The organism is Vibrio sp. B7 (assembly GCF_963888765.1).
GTDB classification, from domain to species: Bacteria; Pseudomonadota; Gammaproteobacteria; order Enterobacterales; family Vibrionaceae; genus Vibrio; species Vibrio anguillarum.
In genome coordinates this window covers 290,330-310,706 of record NZ_CAWPKR010000011.1, presented here as the reverse complement: position 1 = coordinate 310,706, position 20,377 = coordinate 290,330, and the positions used below count along the sequence as shown (strand labels likewise).

General features: G+C 46.2%; 20 protein-coding genes. 14 read left to right on the top strand and 6 right to left on the bottom strand.

What is annotated here, in order from left to right; all coding sequences use genetic code 11:
* Positions 1–21 precede the first annotated feature (21 nt).
* Complete coding sequence (locus tag AACV32_RS06445; protein ID WP_013857226.1) at positions 22–306, top strand: YeaC family protein; 285 nt, start codon at positions 22–24, stop codon at positions 304–306.
* 92 nt (positions 307–398) lie between these two features.
* Here AACV32_RS06445 and ansA read toward each other — a convergent pair whose 3' ends face one another.
* Both ansA and sppA read right to left on the bottom strand, forming a co-directional pair.
* A complete protein-coding gene (gene ansA, locus AACV32_RS06440; protein ID WP_013857225.1) occupies positions 399–1,412 on the bottom strand; it encodes an asparaginase in 1,014 nt (337 codons plus the stop codon).
* Positions 1,413–1,532: 120 nt separating this feature from the next.
* Positions 1,533–3,383 carry a signal peptide peptidase SppA gene (gene sppA / locus AACV32_RS06435; protein WP_170894794.1) on the bottom strand — a complete coding sequence of 617 codons (1,851 nt, stop codon included), beginning with the start codon at positions 3,381–3,383 and terminating at the stop codon, positions 1,533–1,535.
* 212 nt (positions 3,384–3,595) lie between these two features.
* Between sppA and AACV32_RS06430 the strand changes: the two genes are divergently transcribed.
* Entirely contained in the window at positions 3,596–5,599 is a 2,004-nt protein-coding gene (locus AACV32_RS06430) for an NADPH-dependent 2,4-dienoyl-CoA reductase (RefSeq protein WP_019282282.1), read from the top strand.
* Between the two features lie 125 nt (positions 5,600–5,724).
* Here the strand turns inward: AACV32_RS06430 and purU are convergent, their stop codons facing one another.
* The gene (purU, locus tag AACV32_RS06425) at positions 5,725–6,558 is read right to left on the bottom strand and encodes a formyltetrahydrofolate deformylase (RefSeq protein ID WP_010317194.1); all 834 of its coding nucleotides are present in this window, start codon (positions 6,556–6,558) and stop codon (positions 5,725–5,727) included.
* Between the two features lie 187 nt (positions 6,559–6,745).
* Here purU and AACV32_RS06420 point away from each other — a divergent pair, with 187 nt between their 5' ends.
* From AACV32_RS06420 to rnd, 8 genes are all read left to right on the top strand, one after another.
* Positions 6,746–6,946, top strand: coding sequence for a hypothetical protein (locus AACV32_RS06420; protein ID WP_013857222.1), 201 nt, complete (start codon positions 6,746–6,748; stop codon positions 6,944–6,946).
* Between the two features lie 94 nt (positions 6,947–7,040).
* The gene (locus AACV32_RS06415) at positions 7,041–8,984 is read left to right on the top strand and encodes an ATP-dependent DNA helicase (RefSeq protein WP_010317190.1); all 1,944 of its coding nucleotides are present in this window, start codon (positions 7,041–7,043) and stop codon (positions 8,982–8,984) included.
* Positions 8,985–8,992: 8 nt separating this feature from the next.
* Positions 8,993–9,694 carry a tRNA (adenosine(37)-N6)-threonylcarbamoyltransferase complex dimerization subunit type 1 TsaB gene (gene tsaB, locus AACV32_RS06410; protein WP_017047797.1) on the top strand — a complete coding sequence of 234 codons (702 nt, stop codon included), beginning with the start codon at positions 8,993–8,995 and terminating at the stop codon, positions 9,692–9,694.
* Positions 9,695–9,747: 53 nt separating this feature from the next.
* Positions 9,748–10,053 carry a chromosome partitioning protein ParA gene (locus tag AACV32_RS06405; RefSeq protein WP_170894793.1) on the top strand — a complete coding sequence of 102 codons (306 nt, stop codon included), beginning with the start codon at positions 9,748–9,750 and terminating at the stop codon, positions 10,051–10,053.
* Positions 10,054–10,068: 15 nt separating this feature from the next.
* On the top strand, positions 10,069–10,632 hold the full coding sequence (locus tag AACV32_RS06400; protein ID WP_170894792.1) for a Slp family lipoprotein: 564 nt from the start codon (positions 10,069–10,071) through the stop codon (positions 10,630–10,632).
* Between the two features lie 2 nt (positions 10,633–10,634).
* Positions 10,635–11,489, top strand: coding sequence for an alpha/beta fold hydrolase (locus AACV32_RS06395; protein ID WP_170894791.1), 855 nt, complete (start codon positions 10,635–10,637; stop codon positions 11,487–11,489).
* A gap of 102 nt (positions 11,490–11,591) precedes the next feature.
* On the top strand, positions 11,592–13,286 hold the full coding sequence (gene fadD, locus AACV32_RS06390) for a long-chain-fatty-acid--CoA ligase FadD (RefSeq protein ID WP_026028639.1): 1,695 nt from the start codon (positions 11,592–11,594) through the stop codon (positions 13,284–13,286).
* 97 nt (positions 13,287–13,383) lie between these two features.
* Positions 13,384–14,499, top strand: a complete 1,116-nt coding sequence (rnd, locus tag AACV32_RS06385; RefSeq protein ID WP_094125711.1) for a ribonuclease D — start codon at positions 13,384–13,386, stop codon at positions 14,497–14,499.
* 46 nt (positions 14,500–14,545) lie between these two features.
* On the opposite strand, the gene minE is transcribed toward rnd, so the two are convergent.
* Genes minE through minC form a run of 3 tightly spaced genes read right to left on the bottom strand, consistent with a single transcriptional unit; the run spans position 14,546 to position 16,311 of the window.
* Positions 14,546–14,812 carry a cell division topological specificity factor MinE gene (gene minE, locus AACV32_RS06380; protein WP_010317176.1) on the bottom strand — a complete coding sequence of 89 codons (267 nt, stop codon included), beginning with the start codon at positions 14,810–14,812 and terminating at the stop codon, positions 14,546–14,548.
* Positions 14,813–14,816: 4 nt separating this feature from the next.
* Positions 14,817–15,629: a septum site-determining protein MinD gene (gene minD / locus AACV32_RS06375; RefSeq protein WP_013857214.1), complete on the bottom strand. Its 813-nt coding sequence runs from the start codon at positions 15,627–15,629 to the stop codon at positions 14,817–14,819.
* A gap of 19 nt (positions 15,630–15,648) precedes the next feature.
* The gene (gene minC / locus AACV32_RS06370; protein ID WP_013857213.1) at positions 15,649–16,311 is read right to left on the bottom strand and encodes a septum site-determining protein MinC; all 663 of its coding nucleotides are present in this window, start codon (positions 16,309–16,311) and stop codon (positions 15,649–15,651) included.
* Positions 16,312–16,510: 199 nt separating this feature from the next.
* On the opposite strand from minC, the gene AACV32_RS06365 reads away from it, so the two are divergent.
* The 4 genes from AACV32_RS06365 (at position 16,511) to AACV32_RS06350 (ending at position 20,217) form a co-directional block, all read left to right on the top strand.
* Positions 16,511–16,792, top strand: a complete 282-nt coding sequence (locus AACV32_RS06365) for a YcgL domain-containing protein (RefSeq protein ID WP_017044579.1) — start codon at positions 16,511–16,513, stop codon at positions 16,790–16,792.
* A gap of 23 nt (positions 16,793–16,815) precedes the next feature.
* Positions 16,816–17,784, top strand: coding sequence for a lytic murein transglycosylase (locus tag AACV32_RS06360; RefSeq protein ID WP_013857211.1), 969 nt, complete (start codon positions 16,816–16,818; stop codon positions 17,782–17,784).
* 61 nt (positions 17,785–17,845) lie between these two features.
* Positions 17,846–18,793: a LysR family transcriptional regulator gene (locus AACV32_RS06355; protein WP_170894790.1), complete on the top strand. Its 948-nt coding sequence runs from the start codon at positions 17,846–17,848 to the stop codon at positions 18,791–18,793.
* Between the two features lie 218 nt (positions 18,794–19,011).
* Positions 19,012–20,217, top strand: coding sequence for a NupC/NupG family nucleoside CNT transporter (locus AACV32_RS06350; RefSeq protein WP_170894789.1), 1,206 nt, complete (start codon positions 19,012–19,014; stop codon positions 20,215–20,217).
* Positions 20,218–20,377: the final 160 nt, after the last annotated feature.

Genomic DNA, 20,377 nt, shown 5'->3' with positions numbered 1-20,377 from the left:
TTCGTTAATTAAGGATAGACCATGGATGCCGATCAACTCATTAACGCCATCACCCCCGAAGCTTACAAGCGATTAATGCACGCTGTTGAAACGGGTAAGTGGCCCGAAGGTACACCACTTTCACAAACACAGCGAGATTCATGCATGCAAGCTGTGATGTTGTATCAATCTAAGCATAATGTAGAAGCGGACCATATGACAGTTGCCGCCGGTGGAGAAATCAGTTTTAAGTCAAAAAATGAGCTTAAAAAGCGCTTTCAAAACGGACAAGACGATATTGTTCGAGTCAATCCAAACCACGAATGAGTCTATTTGACTTGTACAGAATACAAAAATCCCCAATTCATTGAGTTGGGGATTTTGTTAATGAAGGGAAAATATATTGTGGGTGCTTAAAGCTATAAGCTCATTTCACCACGTAATACTTCCTGCATTTTCTGCTTCACTTCTTCATAAGAAAGATTCTGGCTCAGTAAATAGTGAAGCTTGGCTAAAGCGGCTTCGGGTGTCATGTCGTAGCCGCTGATCACGCCTGCTTCTGCAAGGGCACAGCCTGTCGCGTAACCACCCATGTTGACTTTACCTGCTAAGCATTGAGTTAAGTTCATGACGATGACGCCACGTTCTGAGGCTTCTTTTAAATGCGCTAATAGTTGCGCATTTTGAGGTGCATTTCCCACACCAAAAGTCAGCAAAATCATCGCGTTGACTGGCTGTAATAAGGTATTGCGGATCACTTCGTGAGAGATGCCAGGGTACATGGTAATCACACCGATCGGTTGTGGTGTAATGTTATGGACTCGGAAGGCTCCTTGCGGCTGTTCGCCAACTTTAACGTTACTGCTGATTTGAATATTGATCCCAGCTTCTAACAGCGGAGGAAGGTTCGGCGAGGTAAACGCATTAAAACCATCGGCGTGTGATTTGACACTGCGGTTACCCCGCATCAACTGATTATTGAAGAATAACGTCACTTCATTGATGGGGTAATTAGCGGCGATGTGCAATGCATTAAGTAAATTCGCTTGTCCGTCAGAGCGCAATTCGGCCAACGGAATTTGTGAGCCTGTCACAATGACGGGTTTACCCAAGTTTTCCAGCATGAAAGAGAGTGCCGATGCCGTGTAAGCCATGGTATCCGTACCATGTAAAATCACAAAGCCATCGTATTTATCATAATTATCTCGAATATCGTTGGCGATTTGTTGCCAATCTTCAGGTGTCATGTCCGAGGAGTCAATCAGAGGGTCATATTCATGAATGGTGAACTCAGGCATTTCAGGGCGCTGAAACTCAGGCATACCTGCGAGTTGTTTTTCCATGAAGCCCGCAATAGGGACATAACCATGGTCGGATTTTAGCATGCCGATAGTACCGCCAGTGTAGGCGATGTAGATATGTTTTCTTGCCATAGCTAGAAATCACTCGTGTAGGGGAACAGAGCGGGGGATTATAGCGTATTCACTTAATATAAAAAGGGGCGCTCAACACAAAGCGCCCCAATGGTTTTTAGTCATTACAGATTGATATTGCTACTGAACTTGGCAGTTTAGGCAGAATGCATATTGCCCTTTCGGATCATTAAAATGGTTGAGTAAGCTGGCATCTTGCACCCATTGTTTTGCTACAGGTTGCAGCGACGCTGGCACTAGTGTTGATACATCAAAACCGAAGCGAACTTGCACTTGATTCATGATGTCTTGCAAGAACTGCTCAGCGGGTGAAAGGGGTTCTTCTACCCAATAAATATTGTAGGTCTCTAATTTTGCCAGTTGTGCTGCGAGCTTAATGGCATCATCAAAGTCACCCATTTGATCGACTAAACCATGATCCATCGCATCTTGTCCTGTCCATACGCGGCCTTGCGCGACCTGATCGACTTGTGCCAATGAAAGGCCACGGTTCTCTCCCACCAAACTGATGAAACGCTGGTAACCATGGTTAATGCCCAGTTGCAGTGCGTCGGCCACGCCTTTTGTTAGCCCTGTGGTGACACCGACACCAGAAAAAGGTGAGGTTCCTACGCCATCGGTATAAACCCCCAATTTATTGAGTCCTTTTTCGAATGTGGTGATGACACTAAAAATACCAATTGAACCGGTTAACGTGGTTGGCTGCGCGACAATTTTATCTGCACTCATTGAAATCCAATAACCGCCAGATGCTGCAAGGCTCGACATTGAGACGACAACCGGTTTGCCTGCGTCTTTTAACGCTTGAATTTCATTACGAATAACTTCGGAGGCAAAGGCGCTGCCTCCTGGGCTGTCCACACGCAATACGACGGCTTTGACTTTATCATCGTTACGCGCTTGGCGAAGTAATGCGGCGGTGGTATCACCACCGACTGTGCCTCGTGGGTGATCTCCATCCATGATGGTACCACTAGCCACGATTACGGCTACATCGTCCATATCAGCGTTAAACTGTGGCCTAATGGTGGCTTGATATTCGTAGTAACCTACGGCGTTGTAGCTATCTTCTCCATTGCTGCCAAATGTTTCGGCGAGCGATAGGCGCATTTGTTGGCGAGTGGCCAATTCATCCACTAACCCTAATTTTAATGATAAAGCAGCGAGATCACCCTCGGTCGCTTTTAATTGCGTCAGAAATTCATCCATTGATGGGTTTAACGTTTTCCCATCAATCTTACGGTTGGTCGCTACGTCATCAACGTACGCTCCCCACAACTGCGTTAACCAGCGAGAGGCGGACTCTTTCGCCGCGTCGGACATATCGTCACGAATAAATGGCTCAATGGCTGATTTATAAGTCCCGACACGGAAAACGTGCGTATTGACATCCAGCTTTTCCAGCAAAGTTTTGTAGTACATTGAATAGGCACTGTAGCCTTTTAGCATCACTGCGCCATCCGGTGCCAAATAGACTTTATCGGCGTAGCTTGCCAAGTAATATTGGCTTTGATTATAGAAATCTCCCACCGCGTAGATGGGTTTGCCCGTGGCTTTAAATTCGTTCAGCGCTTTAGCAATGTAACGTAGCTTAGTGAGGTTGGTTTCAGGCATTTCTCCGAGAGCGAGCACAAGGCCTGTGATTTTCGCATCGTCTTTCGCATGGCGAATGGTCTCTACTACATCAAATAATACATTTTCTTTGGGTAAGTCTTTGCCAAAAAATGAACCTGTCATTGAATCCATCGGATTGATGTAAGAACTCTGTTCAACAATCGGTCCCGATAAGTTCATTACTAATGCGGACTCTTTTTCTATGGTAGGCAGGGGAGAATCGGCATGCACATACAAGAAATAAATCAGTGCAATACTGAGCAAAAAGAACAGGTTGGTTAAGGCTAAACGAATAAAGGTAATGATTTTCCAAAAACCTTTAAATATCAAACCGATAAATCGAAATAGTGATTTCATTGTTTCTCCACTGCGGTTATTCGCAAGCGTGTTTAAATGAATCAAGGGATTAACCTTGAGATATTAATGGCTTACATCCTACGTGATCTAGTATACCCAAACAACCGCAAGATTGATCGGTGTTACAAAAATGTAAACACTTGTTTGATTTTTTTTGTGGGCAATAATATTCTGGTCAGACCATAACGCATAATTATAAAAGTGAAGTCGCCATGTACCCACATCTGTTAGAGCCTTTGGATTTAGGATTTACTCAGTTACGCAACCGTGTATTGATGGGATCAATGCACACGGGATTAGAAGAGCACAAGGAAGGGCTCCATAAGCTGGCCGCTTTTTATGAAGAGCGCGCAAAAGGTGGGGTTGGGCTGATTGTGACGGGCGGGTTTTCGCCTAATTTGCGCGGTCGACTGCACCCTTTCAGTGCTGAATTTAGCAAGGCAAAACATGCGCGTGCACACCAAGTTGTGACTGAGGCAGTGCATCGCCAAGGTGGAAAAATCGCCTTGCAATTGCTGCACGCAGGCCGATACGCAATGCACCCTTTTGCCCAAAGTGCTTCGGCGATTAAAGCACCTATTGCGCGTTTTGCACCGAGTGAAATGAGTGCCCGTCAGATAAAAAAAACCATTGATGCCTTTGCCAGTAGTGCTGAATTAGCTCACCTTGCAGGATACGATGGTGTGGAAGTGATGGGCTCGGAAGGGTATTTGATCAACCAATTTATCTGTAAACGTACCAACATGCGTTACGACGATTGGGGCGGTAGCTACGAAAATCGTATCCGTTTACCCATTGAGATAGTGAAAGCGATTCGCGCAGTGGTTGGTAAAGAGTTCATCATCATTTTCCGCCTTTCAATGCTGGATTTAGTCGAAGAGGGCAGTACTTTTGAAGAGGTTTTAATGCTCGCTAAGGCACTTGAACAAGCTGGCGTGACCATTATCAATACGGGCATCGGTTGGCATGAAGCGCGCGTTCCAACGATAGCGACTCAAGTACCCCGTGCTGCTTTTACTTGGGTAACGGAAAAAATCCGCCCACATCTTTCTGTGCCCGTCGTGACCTGTAATCGCATCAACACTCCAGAAGAAGCAGAAAAAATATTAGCAACGGGTCAAGCGGATATGGTGTCGATGGCGCGTCCGTTTCTTGCCGATCCAGAATTTGTTGCCAAAGCCGAGCAAGGAAAAGCCGCGCTGATCAATACGTGTATCGGCTGTAACCAAGCCTGTTTAGATAACGTATTTAAAGGCAAACGGGCCAGTTGCCTCGTCAACCCGCGGGCCTGCTATGAAACGGAAATGGTTATTCGCCCTGCGGCTCAGCCGAAAAAAATGGCGGTGATTGGCGCAGGTCCGGCGGGGCTTGCTTGCGCGACTACCTTGGCTGAGCGTGGGCATCATGTTGATCTGTTTGAAAAAAATGATCGCATTGGTGGCCAGTTCCGTTTGGCGATGCAAATTCCCGGCAAAGAAGAGTTTAGAGAAACCATTCGCTACTTTGCAAATCGTATTGATCAAACCGGTGTGCATCTGCATTTAGATACTGACGTCAATTTTGAGATGCTCGAACCGTACGATGAAGTGGTGATGGCGTCGGGTGTCGAGCCGAGAAAAGTAAAAATTGATGGTATTGATAACCTAGAAAAGGTGGTGGATTACCAAACGCTGATCCGTGAAAAAACACCCGTTGGCGAAAAAGTCGCGATTGTTGGTGCTGGCGGAATTGGTGTCGACGTCGCCACTATGTTGACTGAGCCGACAGAGCATACGCTTGATGATTGGCTGCATGATTGGGGCATCGATAAAGAGATTGCTTATCCCGGAGGTTTGTACCCATTTCCCGATTGTATGAGTGAGAAAACGGTATGGCTATTGCAGCGTCGCAAAGGACGAGTAGGTAAAGGCCCCGGTAAGACCACAGGTTGGATCCATAAACGCACCTTAGAAAAGCGTGGAGTGAATCTACTGGGTGGTGTCGGTTATGAAAAAATTGCCGCTGACGGTTTACATATCACGCTTGACGGTAATCCTTTGCTGTTAGACGCCGATAAAATTGTGATTTGTGCCGGGCAAGAATCGGTACGTCCTTTTGAAGATAAATGGGCATCATTGGGTGAGAAGATGCATGTGATTGGTGGTGCCGATTATGCTGGTGAGCTTGATGCTGTGCGTGCGATTCGTCAGGGGGTCGAACTGGCGATTAAGTTATAATCTATGGTCCAAGCTAGCCGGTGGTGTTATCACTTGAAGTGATCAACCAGCAATCGTAAAACAACAAAAGGCGCAAATCGCGCCTTTTGTCTTTCCTACGTTCGTGAAGAACAGTCTTCGCTTTGCTATAAAATGACCGTTTTGTTGCCATAAACAAAAACGTGATCGTTGATGACTTTGTTCAAGGCTTTACTCAGCACATTTTTCTCAACATCCCGTCCAGCTTGCGCCATGTTTTGCGCGCTGAATGTGTGATCAACCGGGATCACATCTTGCTTAATAATCGGGCCTTCATCTAAATCATTAGTGACAAAGTGCGCCGTCGCACCAATGATTTTTACACCGCGCTCGTATGCTTGCTGGTAAGGTTTTGCACCAATGAATGCCGGTAAAAAGCTGTGGTGAATATTAATAATTTTGTGATGGTACTTATCGACAAACCCAGGAGTGAGTACCCGCATGTATTTGGCGAGGACCAAATAGTCGGCGTGATATTGGTCCAGCACTTCTAACAATTTCTGCTCATGTTCCTCGCGGTTTAGCCCTTCATGAGAGACATGGTGATACGGGATATCAAACTTTTCGGTCAGATTTTGCAGGGTATCGTAATTGCCAATCACTGCAGCAATATCGACATCCAAGCTGCCATCATAATTCTTAATCAAAATATCACCCAAGCAATGTGCTTCTTTAGTCACCAAAATAACGATGCGTTTGCGCGAAGAATCAATCAGTTTACGTTTTGCGTGTGCAGGCAAGGCTTGGTCAAGGTCGGCTAAAAGGGTGGTGTCGTTAAAGTAGCCTTCCAATTCAGTACGCATAAAAAAGTGACCACTGATGTTATCAACATACTCATTATTATGAATAATATTGAGTTGATGTTTATAACAAATGTTCGTGATTTTAGAGATAAGTCCGGGCGCATCACTACAATGAGTGAGCAGTGTTTTTCTTTCCATTATTAATTACTTCCGTGCATGATTTTTTTCGTTCTAAAAACTAATTCGTGAGCGTGTGAACGGTGAGGCGCCCCGCAATATAAGGGCTATAATTAATCTATTATCAAGTTGGTTTCAATATATAAACGGGTTCACCGTTAGGCTTTTACTAATTTTCTTCCTCACAGAGTGTCTTAAGGCGGTATTTATGGATAGAGAACTCCTCGCACGAAAGCTGTATATGGAAAGAGTGAGTGCATTGATGGGAGACCATCAAATTGACGAAATCATTTTGGAAGACATGTGGGAGAACCGAGCGTCACCCGCCGAGGCGGCAAAAGCAATGACCCAAACGGAGAATGGGTACGAAGGACCAGCTTGGTTATCTCGTTACCTCAATCGCAAATAGAACACACCTAACTGGCGCGGGTTGCACTTGGATTCGCGCCAGCTCATCAAACCTGACATAATGCCCCGCAACGAATACTGATACCCACTTTTTGATGATTGCAAAAACCTTCTCTTCACAAGGCGCATTAGGTAAAGCCATTGCTGGTTTTCAAGCGCGGCAGGCGCAAATTGACATGGCTGAAGCGGTCGCTAAAGCGATTGCCCAGCAATCGCAATTAGTGGTTGAAGCAGGAACTGGTACAGGCAAAACCTTTGCGTATCTGGTACCGGCGCTGCTCAGTGGTAAAAAAGTCATTATCAGCACGGGTTCTAAAAACCTGCAAGAGCAGCTTTTTCATCGTGATTTACCCTTGATGATTGATGCGCTCGGTTTCTATGGCAATGTCGCGCTATTGAAAGGTCGAGCAAACTATCTGTGCCTTGATAGGCTGAGCCGCCAGATGGTAGAAAGCCACACCAACCAATCTGATCCACAGCTGCTGACTCAATTAGTGAAAGTGCGTCGTTGGTCATCGGAAACCAAAAGCGGTGATTTAGGCGAATGTGAAGAACTGCCTGAAGACAGTGCCATTATTCCAACGATTACCTCGACCAACGACAATTGCCTTGGCAAAGAGTGCCCAAGTTACGTCGATTGTTTTGTCTCGAAAGCGCGCAAAAAGGCGATGGACGCTGATGTGGTGGTGGTCAACCATCACCTTTTTCTGGCCGATCTGGCGATCAAAGAAACCGGGTTTGGTGAGTTGATCCCCGAAGCCGAGGTCTTTATCTTCGACGAAGCGCATCAGTTGCCGGATATCGCCAGCCAATATTTTGGTCAATCAGTCTCCAGTCGCCAAGTTCAAGAGCTGGCGAAAGATATTGAAATCGGCTATCGCACTGAAGCAAAAGACATGCGCCAATTGCAGAAAGTGGGCGATAAACTGGTGCAGTCAGCGATGGATTTACGCATTGTGTTGGGTGAACCCAGTTTTCGAGGCAACTGGCGTGAGGCGTTAGCTTCACCATCGATTTCGCGAGAATTAGCGCGTTTGCGAGACAGCTTAGATTTTGCTATCGATGTGTTAAAGCTTGCGTTAGGTCGCAGTCAGTTATTGGATACCGCATTTGAGCGCGCTAACTTAATTAAAGGACGAATTGATCGAGTGTGTGATGTCTCCATTACCGGTTATTCCTACTGGTATGACACCACGCCGCGCCATTTTAGTTTACACATCACCCCACTTTCGGTGGCCGATAAATTTCACGAACAGGTGCAACAAAAGCAGGGCGCATGGATTTTCACCTCCGCAACTTTGGCTGTAAACGACGATTTTAGCCATTTCACTCAGCGTTTAGGGCTAAAGCCCCAAGCTCAGTTTTCATTACCAAGCCCGTTTGACTATCAGCAGCAGGCGCGGCTGTGTGTGCCACGCTATTTACCCGAACCCAATAGCCCTGGCCTTGCCGATAAATTGGTGCGTATTTTGTCGCCAGTGATTGAGCAAAACCAAGGCCGCTGCTTCTTTTTATGTACTTCCCACAGCATGATGCGCGAGTTAGGTGAACGTTTTCGAGAAGTGTTAACCGTGCCAGTGCTGATGCAAGGGGAGACGAGTAAACAAAAAACGTTGGCCGAATTTATGGAATTAGGTAATGCCTTATTGGTCGCGACAGGGGCGTTTTGGGAAGGGATAGATGTTAGAGGTGACGCATTAAGCTGTGTTATTATCGACAAACTTCCATTTACCGCGCCGGATGATCCGCTGTTGAAAGCGCGAATTGAAGATTGCCGAATGCGCGGTGGCGATCCATTTGCGCAAGTACAACTACCCGATGCCGTCATCACCTTGAAACAAGGGGTCGGGCGTTTGATCCGCGATAAACATGACAAAGGTGTACTGATCATTTGTGATAACCGTTTAGTCACCCGTGACTACGGTGGGCTATTTCTTGCCAGTTTACCGCCCATTCCACGCACGCGGGATTTGGACAAAGTAAAAGATTTCTTAAGTCAAATTTCAGTCACGACACCCGTAACTATTAACAACAATTAGAGACAGTAATGAGCGCAAAGATCCTTGCCTTAGACACAGCAACAGAGAACTGTTCTGTTGCTTTAATGATGAACGGCAAACTGTACGTTCGCAGTGAAGTTGCCCCTCGCGATCACACCAAGAAAATTCTACCCATGGTGGATTCCGTCCTCAAAGAAGCGGGCATCACCTTACAGGAACTAGACGCGCTAGCCTTTGGCCGTGGTCCGGGCAGTTTTACCGGAGTACGGATTGGCATTGGAATTGCACAAGGTTTAGCATTCGGCGCTGATTTACCTATGATAGGTATTTCGACCCTGGCAGCGATGGCGCAAGGCAGTTATCGTTTACAGGGTTACCAGCAGGTGGCGTGTGCAATTGACGCCAGAATGAGTGAGATTTACTGGGGTCGTTATACACGTCAAGAAGATGGCTCTTGGCAAGAGATAGATGCAGAGTGCGTCATTGCTCCTAATACTCTTGCTGAGCAAATCAAAGCTGACAGCATCACTTGGGGCTGCGCTGGAACGGGTTGGGCGGCTTATAAAGAAGAGTTAGATACGTTGCCTATCTCGTGTCAAATGGGGGAAGTATTGTACCCAGATGCACAGGATATGGTGTTTCTTGCTCAGTATGAGTTTGCTAAAGGAAACACGCTAACAGTGGAAGAGTCGAGCCCTGTTTACCTGCGTGATAACGTGGCTTGGAAGAAGTTACCGGGCCGAGAATAATCAGTGAAAGGCAAGGCGTTGCATTCGTCTTGCTCTAATTGAATAGGAACAGTATGGTTTCAATTAACGGTTTACCTCCTGCGATAGTGCCCGGTAGCAATAGGGCTAATCGCGCAAATAAGAACAATGGGGTAAAGAAAGGTGATGTCAAAACCGGAGTAGGCCAACCTACTAAGGTGGCGAATGCTGTTTCTCATTCAATTCGTCATGTTGATCCATCAGAGATTCATCGGGCTAATCTGGAATACGATCTTCCTGAAGGCCGATCAAGAAAGGCGATGGAAGAGTACATGGACGTGATGAACCAAGCAAAAAAAGAGGAACTTGCTCAACTGCTTGGAGTCGATATCTACATCTAATCCAACAAGGTCATTATGATGCGATCTTTTTCCACTTCTAAAACGCTACTGCTGTTATCGTCCACATTGTTGCTTGGTGCATGCTCAAGCTTACCGGATGATCTTCGTGCCAGTAGTGAGGCCGTGATCACCGATTACGCCACTTGGGTCAATACGCCAACCAATGAACAAGATGAAGTCCGGCTGGGCGGCGTCATCGCCAGTGTGACTAATTTGGCGGATAAAACACGGATTGAAATAGTCAATTTGCAGATTAGCTCATCAGGCCGACCGGATATCGACCGTGAACCGCAAGGGCGTTTTGTTGGCTATGTTGACGGGTTTGTTGACCCAGTGGCTTATGCGAAAGATCGTTTGGTGACGCTAGTGGGAACTAGCCTTGCTCCAGAAAAAGCCAAAGTGGGTGAGTTTGAATACACTTTCCCAACCATGTCCGTAAAAGGGCTACATTTGTGGCGAGTTGAAGAAAGAGTGGTCGTGAATGATCTCGGTACTTATATGTACCCTTGCCACAGCTTATATTGTCGTCAAATGTACATTGGTGCTCGTGAAGGGCGCGTGGTACAAGAAGTGAAATAGCGATGCAACAAAAACAGTACTCTCTTGTGCAAGGAATGATTGCGACTCAAGAGTTGGGAAACGCACAAACGGCCGACTTATCGGTCGTTTTTTTGCATGGTTGGTTAGACAATTCATCCAGTTTTCTTACCGTTATCAAAGCGTTAAGTCACCTTAATCCACAGTTACACCTTTGCGCAATCGATTTACCGGGACATGGCCTTTCAAGCCATAAAGCCGACGGTCATTTTTACCCATTTCATGACTATATTGATGATATTTACTCATTTTTGCTCAACTTATCACCAAACAGGTTAGTGATCGTAGGGCATTCCCTTGGTGCTTTAATCGCAAGTTGCTATAGTGCCGCCTTTCCTGAGCAAGTCGCAGGATTAGTTCAAATCGAAGGAATGGCTCCATTGGCTGAATCGCCACTAGAGAGTGTGGCCAGGCTGCGCAATGGCGTACTCAGCCGCCAGCGGATCCGGCGTAAGCCTCGTCGTAGGTTACCGAATTTAGAATACGCTGTTGCTCGCCGAGCCGAAGTCAACCAGTTAGAAGCAGCCTTGATCCAACCCATCGTTATTCGAGGGGTTGAGCGGCGCAATGACGAGTGGTATTGGCGTCATGACCCACAGTTAAACAGCGATTCCTTGTATCGCATGTCGTATGAGCATGCTCAGCACATCATGGCGCACATCCAATGCCCACAACGTGTGATTCTCGGTACACACGGTTTTTCTGAGTTACGAGCCGCTCGAGGCTATTTCGCCGATGATCGGCAAGAGATGTTCACTATTTCTGGTGGTCATCATTGCCATCTTGAGCAACCTTCGCAAGTCGCCGAACTAATTTTTGGCTTAGTTAACAAAATTTAAACAAGTGTTTGAGTGTTTCGTGCTCAAGCGCTTTGGCTGTGCTGTAATAGCGAGCATTAAAATATCGCCGTAGAGCAGCCGCCAATAACGAGGAGTATTACCGTGGAGAAACCTTGGCTTTCACGCTATCCAACTGACGTACCTGAATTCATCAACCCTGATCAGTACCTCTCTTTGGTCGAAATGTTTGAGCAATCGGTTCATAAATATGCCGATCAACCAGCCTTTATGAATATGGGTTCGGTCATGACTTTTCGTAAACTGGAAGAGCGCAGCCGAGCATTTGCCGCCTATTTGCAAAATGAGCTGAAGCTGAAAAAAGGTGATCGTGTCGCCTTAATGATGCCTAACCTATTGCAGTATCCGGTCGCGTTATTTGGCGTATTACGAGCCGGGTTGATTGCGGTGAATGTTAACCCGTTGTACACCCCGCGAGAGCTTGAACATCAACTGAATGACGCCGATGCAAAGGCGATCGTCATCGTCTCGAATTTTGCCAATACCTTAGAGCAAATTGTTGAAAATACCTCGGTAAAACATGTGGTATTGACCAGCCTTGGACAGATGTTACCTAGAGCAAAAGGGACGTTGGTTGATTTCGTTGTGAAATATGTGAAAGGGATGGTGCCAAAATATGACTTACCAGGTGCCATTTCCATGCGTAAGGCGTTGCACAAAGGTCGCCGTTTACAGTATGTGAAGCCTTTTATGTCTGGCGACGACATTGCATTTTTGCAATATACCGGTGGTACAACCGGTGTGGCAAAAGGGGCAATTCTGACCCACCGCAACATGATTGCGAATGTGCTCCAAGCAAAAGGGGCATATGGCCCAGTATTGGCCGAAGGCCGCGAACTGGTTGTGACGGCATTACCGCTTTATCACGTATTTGCACTGACCGTAAACTGTTTACTGTTCGTCGAAATGGGTGGGCGTAACCTATTGATTACTAATCCACGCGATATTCCAGGCTTTGTTAAAGAGTTGCAAAAGTACCCATTTACTGCCATTACGGGGGTGAATACGCTGTTTAATGCGTTGGTCAACAACGAAGATTTCCATGAACTTGATTTCAAAAATCTTAAGCTTTCTGTTGGTGGTGGCATGGCGGTACAGCGCGCGGTGGCCGATCAGTGGAAAAAAGTGACGGGTATCCACCTGCTTGAAGGTTACGGTTTGACTGAATGTGCACCACTGGTGACAGGTAATCCTTATGATTTAAGTGATTATTCGGGAGCAATTGGTTTACCCGTTCCTTCAACCGAAGTGCGTATCGTTGATGATGAAGGCAAAGTGTTGGCTTATGATCAAGTCGGTGAGTTGCAAGTGCGTGGCCCACAAGTGATGCAAGGTTATTGGCAAAGACCGGAAGCGACGAAAGAAGTGATTGATGCCGATGGTTGGCTCTCTACAGGCGATATCGTCAAGTTTGATGAGCAAGGAATGGTCTATATTGTCGATCGCAAGAAAGACATGATTTTAGTCTCTGGATTCAACGTCTATCCTAATGAGATTGAAGATGTGGTTGCACTGCATGGCAAAGTATTAGAAGTGGCCGCTATCGGCCAGCCTCATGAAGTGTCGGGTGAAATCGTCAAGATTTATGTGGTTAAGCGTGATCCGAGCTTAACCAAAGATGAAATCATTGCCCATTGCCGTAAACATTTGACTGGCTATAAAGTGCCTAAGTTGATTGAGTTTAGGGAAGATTTACCAAAAAGTAATGTGGGTAAAATTTTACGCCGCGTACTTCGTGAAGAAAATGATGCGGCAATTGAACAAACAAAACGTGCCTAAGCATCAACTCAGTATGAAAAAATAGTGCTAGAATGCCGACTCAAACCGTCGGCATTTTTATGTCCCCTCTAGTAGGGTTGCCCAAAGTGAGCCATTAGTGAACTACCAAATAATTACCCAGCCTAACGACCTACAACGTGTATGCCTTGCCGCGCGAGATGCCGATGTGGTGATGCTCGATACCGAGTTTGTCCGAGTGCGTACCTTTTACCCACAGCTCGGATTGATCCAGCTTTATGATGGTGAAAACCTCTCTTTAATCGACCCACTTGCCTTTGATGACATGGCCCCTTTTGTCGAGCTACTGCAAGACACCTCCGTGCTCAAAGTGCTGCATGCGTGTGGTGAAGATCTCGAAGTGTTTCATAATGCATTTGGCTGCACACCGTTTCCAATGGTCGATACACAAGTAATGGCAGCCTTTCTCGGCCATGGACTGTCTACCGGATTTGCCGCATTGGTCAATGAATTCTTAGGGATTGAAATTGATAAAAGTGAATCGCGTACTGATTGGTTAGCAAGGCCTTTATCGCAAAAGCAGTTGGATTACGCTGCCGCCGATGTGTTTTATTTGCTGCCGATTTACGAGAAATTACTCGATAAAGTGACGCAGGCGGGCTGGTGGCAAGCGGCGCAGCAAGAATCTGAACTATTGAGCGTCAAACGCATTAAACAGACTAATCCCGATTTGGCCTATTTGGATATCAAAGGGGCATGGCAACTAACACCGCAAGAATTAGCGATTCTCAAACCCTTAGCTACTTGGCGCTACGAAGAGGCGGTACGCCGTGATTTGGCGCTCAATTTTGTGGTCAAAGAGACAGATTTGCTGACTATCGCTCGTTTGGGATTGACGAGTGCAAGCCGTATGATTGATGAAGGGGCCGATCCGAGATCGATTCAACGTCACAGTGCCAAAATCATTGCATTGGTGAAAGCGGGCCAGCAGACTCCGGCTGATCAATACCCACCTAAAATCGACCCTTTGATGGACTATCCCGGCTATAAACAGTTGTTTAAACGGTTGAAAGATGAAGTTAAATCAGTGTCTCAAACCACGGGTTTAGCGACTGAATTTTTAGCCTCTAAAAAACAGCTCAACCAGCTATTGAGTTGGGTGTGGAAGAAAGAGAGAGATCCCGCGCAATTGCCGGATGTGATGCAGAGCTGGCGCTTACCTATTCTCGGTGAACGGCTCAACAAATTGGTTTAGTAAAGAGAAAGAGCCTGCAATTTTGCAGGCTCTTTTATCATAAGAATTACTTTTCTTCGTCTGGCAGTTTCACGTTCAATTCCAGCACAGAGATATCATCATCTTTGTGCTCAAAAGAGACTTCAACCATCGAAGGGTCAACCGCGACGTATTTGGCGATCACCTTGAGAATGTCTTCTTTCAATTGAGGCAAATAGGTCGGTGCAGGGTCATTTTCACTACGACGTTCGGCGACGATAATTTGCAAACGCTCTTTGGCAAGGCTTGCTGAGGTCGTTTTCTTTTGTGGTCGGAAAAACTCAAGTAGAGACATAATATTAACCCCCGAAAAGTCGTTTAAAGATGCCCTTTTTCTGCTCCGTTAGAAAACGAAACTCGACTTCTTGCCCTAATAAGCGCTCGACAGCGTCAGCATAAGCTTGGCCTGCGTCTGATTGATCGTCAAAAATAACCGGAACACCTTTGTTGGAGGCATTAAGCACCGCTTGGCTTTCTGGGATCACGCCAAGTAAAGAGATATGTAAAATCTCTTCAACATCTTCCACGCTCAACATTTCACCTTGTGTCACGCGAGTAGGGTTATAACGAGTCAATAAAAGGTGCTGTTTAACAGGCTCTAACCCTTGCTCTGAGCGCATTGATTTGGAATCCAAAATCCCTAAAATGCGGTCCGAGTCGCGTACGGAAGAGACTTCAGGGTTCGTCGTTACAATCGCTTCATCAGCAAAGTACAAAGCCATCAATGCGCCTTGCTCAATACCTGCTGGTGAGTCGCAAATGACGAAATCAAAGCCCATCGTATCGAGTTCATCCAAAACGCGCTTTACGCCCTCTTTGGTGAGCGCATCTTTATCACGGGTTTGTGAGGCAGGCAGAATAAACAAGTTTTCGGTGCGTTTATCTTTGATCATCGCTTGGTTAAGCGTCGCCTCACCGTTGATGACGTTAACAAAGTCGTACACCACGCGGCGCTCACAACCCATGATTAAGTCAAGGTTACGCAGACCGATATCAAAATCGATGACCGCTGTCTTTTTACCTTTTAAAGCCAAGCCAGAAGCAATTGCTGCGCTTGAGGTTGTTTTACCAACGCCGCCTTTTCCTGACGTTACAACAATAATGCGTGCCATTATGTTTTCCTTGTTAATTTTAAATCGTGAGCGTTTCAAAATGCAGTGAATCATCAACCATGCTGAGCATCACTTTCTTCTGCCAAAACTCACTTTCAATTTGATCGCTAAGCCAATAATTTCCAGCAATGGAGACCAGCTCTGCTTGTAAATCGTGACAAATAATTTTTGCTTCCGTTTGGCCGCTGGCACCGGCAATGGCCCTTCCGCGCAGTGAACCATGAATGTGAATTGAACCATCGGCGATCACTTCGGCCCCCGCGCTGACGTGATTGAGGATCACTAAATCGCTATCTTTGGCATACACTTGCTGGCCAGAGCGAATGGGCGTGCGAATCACCTTGGTTGGCGCGATTTGAGCGGGAGCTTGAGAAGGCGACTTGCTTGCCGCCATCACGGCAAAGCCAGCTTCTGAGGCTAAGTTTTGGCTGCGTTTATCACGGCAACCTGTCACACCGACCGGGATCATTCCCGCTTCAGTGATGCCTTGTTTAAGTATCGCAAAATCAATATCGCCAATCACTTTAGCAATATTGATCACCACAGGTGCAGAGGCAAAAAAAGCAGGAGCTTGGGCGACTTTTTCCTTGAGAAACTCAACGGTATTGGCAACTTCACTGTCGCAAAGGTGTAACACTGACAAAGTAAAACTGCTACCTTTTAGGTCAGGAGTATTCGACATCTTATATTGACCTCAATAACTAATGGCTTCACTAGAAAGGGCGTTGCCTGAAACTAGGGTTGTCATGTTATATTCCCTGACTTAGCTCAGCAAGTTATCTTGCGGTCAAATGTTTGTTTTAATCTCAAATTTGGTAAAAGTTTAACGTTTCTAACTTAATTGGCTCGAAAAGCCAGTTTATTACAATAAAAGGTTTGTCATGCTTTGCTCTATCTACAAAAGCTCTAAAAAAGAAGGTACCTATCTCTATATCCCCAAAAAGGATGACTTTTCACAGGTTCCTGACACATTAATGGCGATGTTCGGTAAACCTACTTTAGTCATGGTAGTGAAACTGGAAGGGCGTACACTTGCCCAAGTGAACATTGAAAAAGTAAAAGAGTCTCTAGAAAATGAGGGCTTTTTCCTACAGTTACCGCCACCGCCACAAAATTTATTAGAACAATATAAGCAGCAAAAGGCTCAGCAAAAAGATAGCTAAGTTTTCAGCTCAAGGAGGACGATTTGAGAAAGTTATTGTCAGTCGTATTGGGATTAAGCCTCTCCACGCCATTGATGGCGAATGAGGTTAGTTTTGAACACTATGTCGAAGGCTTGAAGCAGCAAGCACGAAATGAAGGCATTTCAGAGCAAATTTTAATCGATGCGTTTAAAAATGTGGAGTACAAGCCACGTGCTGTGACGGCCGATCGCAATCAACCAGAAAAGAAACTAACGCTGGATGAATATATCCCACGCGCGGTTCCAGAATGGAAAGTGAACCAAGCAAAGGCGCTGTATGAAAAGCACTATGCAGAGCTTAGCCGCATTGGCGAACAATATGGCGTACAGCCGCGCTTTATCGTGGCTTTGTGGGGCGTAGAAAGTAATTTTGGTGCGTTGACCGGTGGTTTTAGTGTTATTGATGCGCTGACGACTATGGCTTATGACGGTCGTCGAGAAGAATTTTTCCGCAAGGAGACGATGGCCGCGTTGCAAATTCTACAGCAAGGTCATATCCAAGCTGATGAGATGAAAGGGTCTTGGGCTGGCGCGATGGGACAATGCCAGTTTATGCCGAGTTCGTTTTTGGCGTTCGCTTCCGATGGTAACGGCGATGGCAAAAAAGACATTTGGCGCTCAAAGGAAGATGTATTCGCGTCGACGGCCAATTATCTCAGCCAATCGGGATGGGATGATAAATACACTTGGGGCCGTCAAGTTAAAGTTCCGCATGGGTTTGACCGAACTCTAGAAGGGCGACAGCCCGAAAAAGGGAAATCACTGAGAGAGTGGAACAAGCTCGGTATTACTCGTTACGAAGGTAAACCACTTCCTAATTTAGACAACGTTCAAGCTTGGCTTATCATGCCAGATGATGAAAATGGCCGCGTTTACTTGGTATACAACAACTATAATGTGTTGATGAAGTGGAACCGTTCATATTATTTCGCCCTCGCGGTGAGCCATTTGGCGGATAGAATTACCTATTGATTTGAACCTTAATTGAACGCAAAGGGCTCATCATGAGCCCTTTGCTATTTCTGGAGAGCGTGTGCTAGTTGAACGTGCAGGGCAAATGGTGATATTTGCTGCGTTAATCAAACATCAAGGCTTTACCGCTGCGGCCAAAAGCTTAGGCGTATCAGTATCGCATGTTAGTAAGCAGTTGGCCTTACTGGAAGCCTCGCTCGGGGTGAAGCTCGTTCAGCGAACCACCCGCAGCTTCACCACAACCGAGGCTGGAGAGGCTTTTTATCGCCATTGTATTGCGGTCGTTGGGTTGATGGATGCTGCGCAGTCTGAAATGGAAAGCCAGCGTGATGAGGTGTCTGGGCTAATTAAGCTTGGTCTTTCACAGTCGTTTGGTTCTTTGCACATTTTGCCAGCACTGGAGGCGCTTCGTCAGCGTTATCCAAAACTGCAAGTGGAAGTGCATTTGTTCGATTATCGAGTCGATATGCTCGAAGAAGGGCTTGATTTGTGGGTGACCAACAACGAACATTTGCCGGAAGGGTACGTGGCGCAACGTCTCGCCGATTGCCAATTTGTGCTGGCGGCGTCACCGGAATACTTATTAAACCATTCACCCCCTCAGACACCCAGTGATCTGTTAGGTCACAACTATCTTATCTACCGTAGTTGGGAGCGAGATTACACCAGTTGGTCGTTTGCCAATCCAGAGCAAAAGGTCAACATCAATGTGTCGGGTAACTATTCGGTGGATTTAGCCGAAGCCGTGCGTGACGCCGCCGTGGCAGGGTGGGGTGTTGCTTACTTGGCGACTTATTTAATTCGAGATGAATTTCGAACTGGTAAACTGATCCAGTTGTTGCCAGATTGGCACGCAAATCAAAGCATGCCTTTTTATGCGGTTTACCCGAGCCGACAACATATGCCGAAGAAAACCTCAGCCGTGATTGAATTTATCAAGGCTTTAATCGGTACACCTTGCTACTGGGATACTCAGTTAGAGCCTTACATCCGTTTGACAAAAGTGTAATGAGCACGGTTTATTATTTCCAAACTCAGAAACATCTTTTCTATATGGAAAAGATAAGCCTAGGCAATCGTTTAGCTTGTTACAAATCAACAGCTTGAAACAAGAGGCTTAAGGCTGCTATTTTTAAGCACACCTCTGTAACATTTGCGACTTGCGCATTCGTTTTCGCACGATAGAATGCGCGCCTTTCCTATCCCCGTTATCTGGATTGACAGCAAATGAACTCATTACTTGGCGTCGTCGCCATCTTATTTACGGCTTGGCTACTTTCTACCAATAGAAAAAACATCCAACTTAGAACCGTGTCGCTCGCTTTTTTATTGCAAGTAGGCTTTGCACTATTGGTTCTGTATGTCCCTATGGGGAAAGAAGTACTCAACAGTGTCACGGGTGCGGTATCGAATTTGATCAATTATGGGCAAGAGGGAATTGGCTTTCTCTTTGGCGGTTTAGCCAATGGTAGCGTTGGTTTTGTGTTTGCGATTAATGTGCTTGGCATCATCATTTTCTTCTCCGCTTTGATCTCCGGTTTGTACCACATTGGTTTGATGCCTAAAGTGATTAATTTGATTGGCGGTGGTTTGCAAAAATTATTGGGTACGGGGCGTGCAGAGTCACTGTCAGCCACGGCGAACATTTTTGTCGGCATGATTGAAGCGCCGTTAGTCGTTAAGCCTTATTTAAAGCACATGAGTGATTCGCAATTTTTTGCGGTGATGACGTGTGGCTTAGCCTCGGTTGCGGGCGGTACGTTAGTCGGCTATGCCTCACTGGGCGTTAACCTTAACTATCTTATTGCGGCGGCATTTATGTCAGCTCCAGCCGGTTTGTTGATGGCGAAAATTTTGCTGCCGGAAACCGAAGCGCAAAGTCAGCAGGTGGCCAATGAAGAGGTTGAGATACCAAAAGCAACCAATGTGGTTGAAGCCGTAGCTGATGGTGCAATGTCTGGGCTTCGTATCGCGGTTGCGGTTGGGGCAACGTTACTGGCCTTTATCAGTGTGATTGCGCTACTCAACGGCCTATTGGGCTGGGTGGGCGGTCTGTTTGGCTTAACCCTTAGTTTTGAGTTGATTTTAGGCTACCTATTTGCTCCAGTTGCGTGGCTGGTGGGCATTCCATGGAGCGAAGCGATGACGGCAGGCTCACTGATTGGTAATAAAATTGTCGTGAACGAGTTTGTCGCTTTCATCCAATTGATGGACGTAAAAGATTCGCTCAGTGAACATTCTCAAGCGATTGTAACTTTTGCTCTGTGCGGCTTTGCCAATATTTCGACCATGGCAGTATTGATCGGTGGTTTGGGCAGTTTGGTGCCAGAGCGTCGCAGCTTCATCTCTCAATATGGTTTTCGAGCGATCAGCGCTGGCGTGTTGGCTAACTTGATGAGCGCTGCGCTTGCTGGGGTTATTTTGTCGCTATAAACGTAGCGTTTCTATTGGTTACGAAAACCCACCATACATTTTGTATCTTCGATGCCGGCTAACAGAGCTGGCATTTTTATCCATCCATCTCACCAAAATAATATTGACCATATCAATTTCTCAACGACGTGTGATTAGGTAAGTTCGTGAAGTCCGCCGA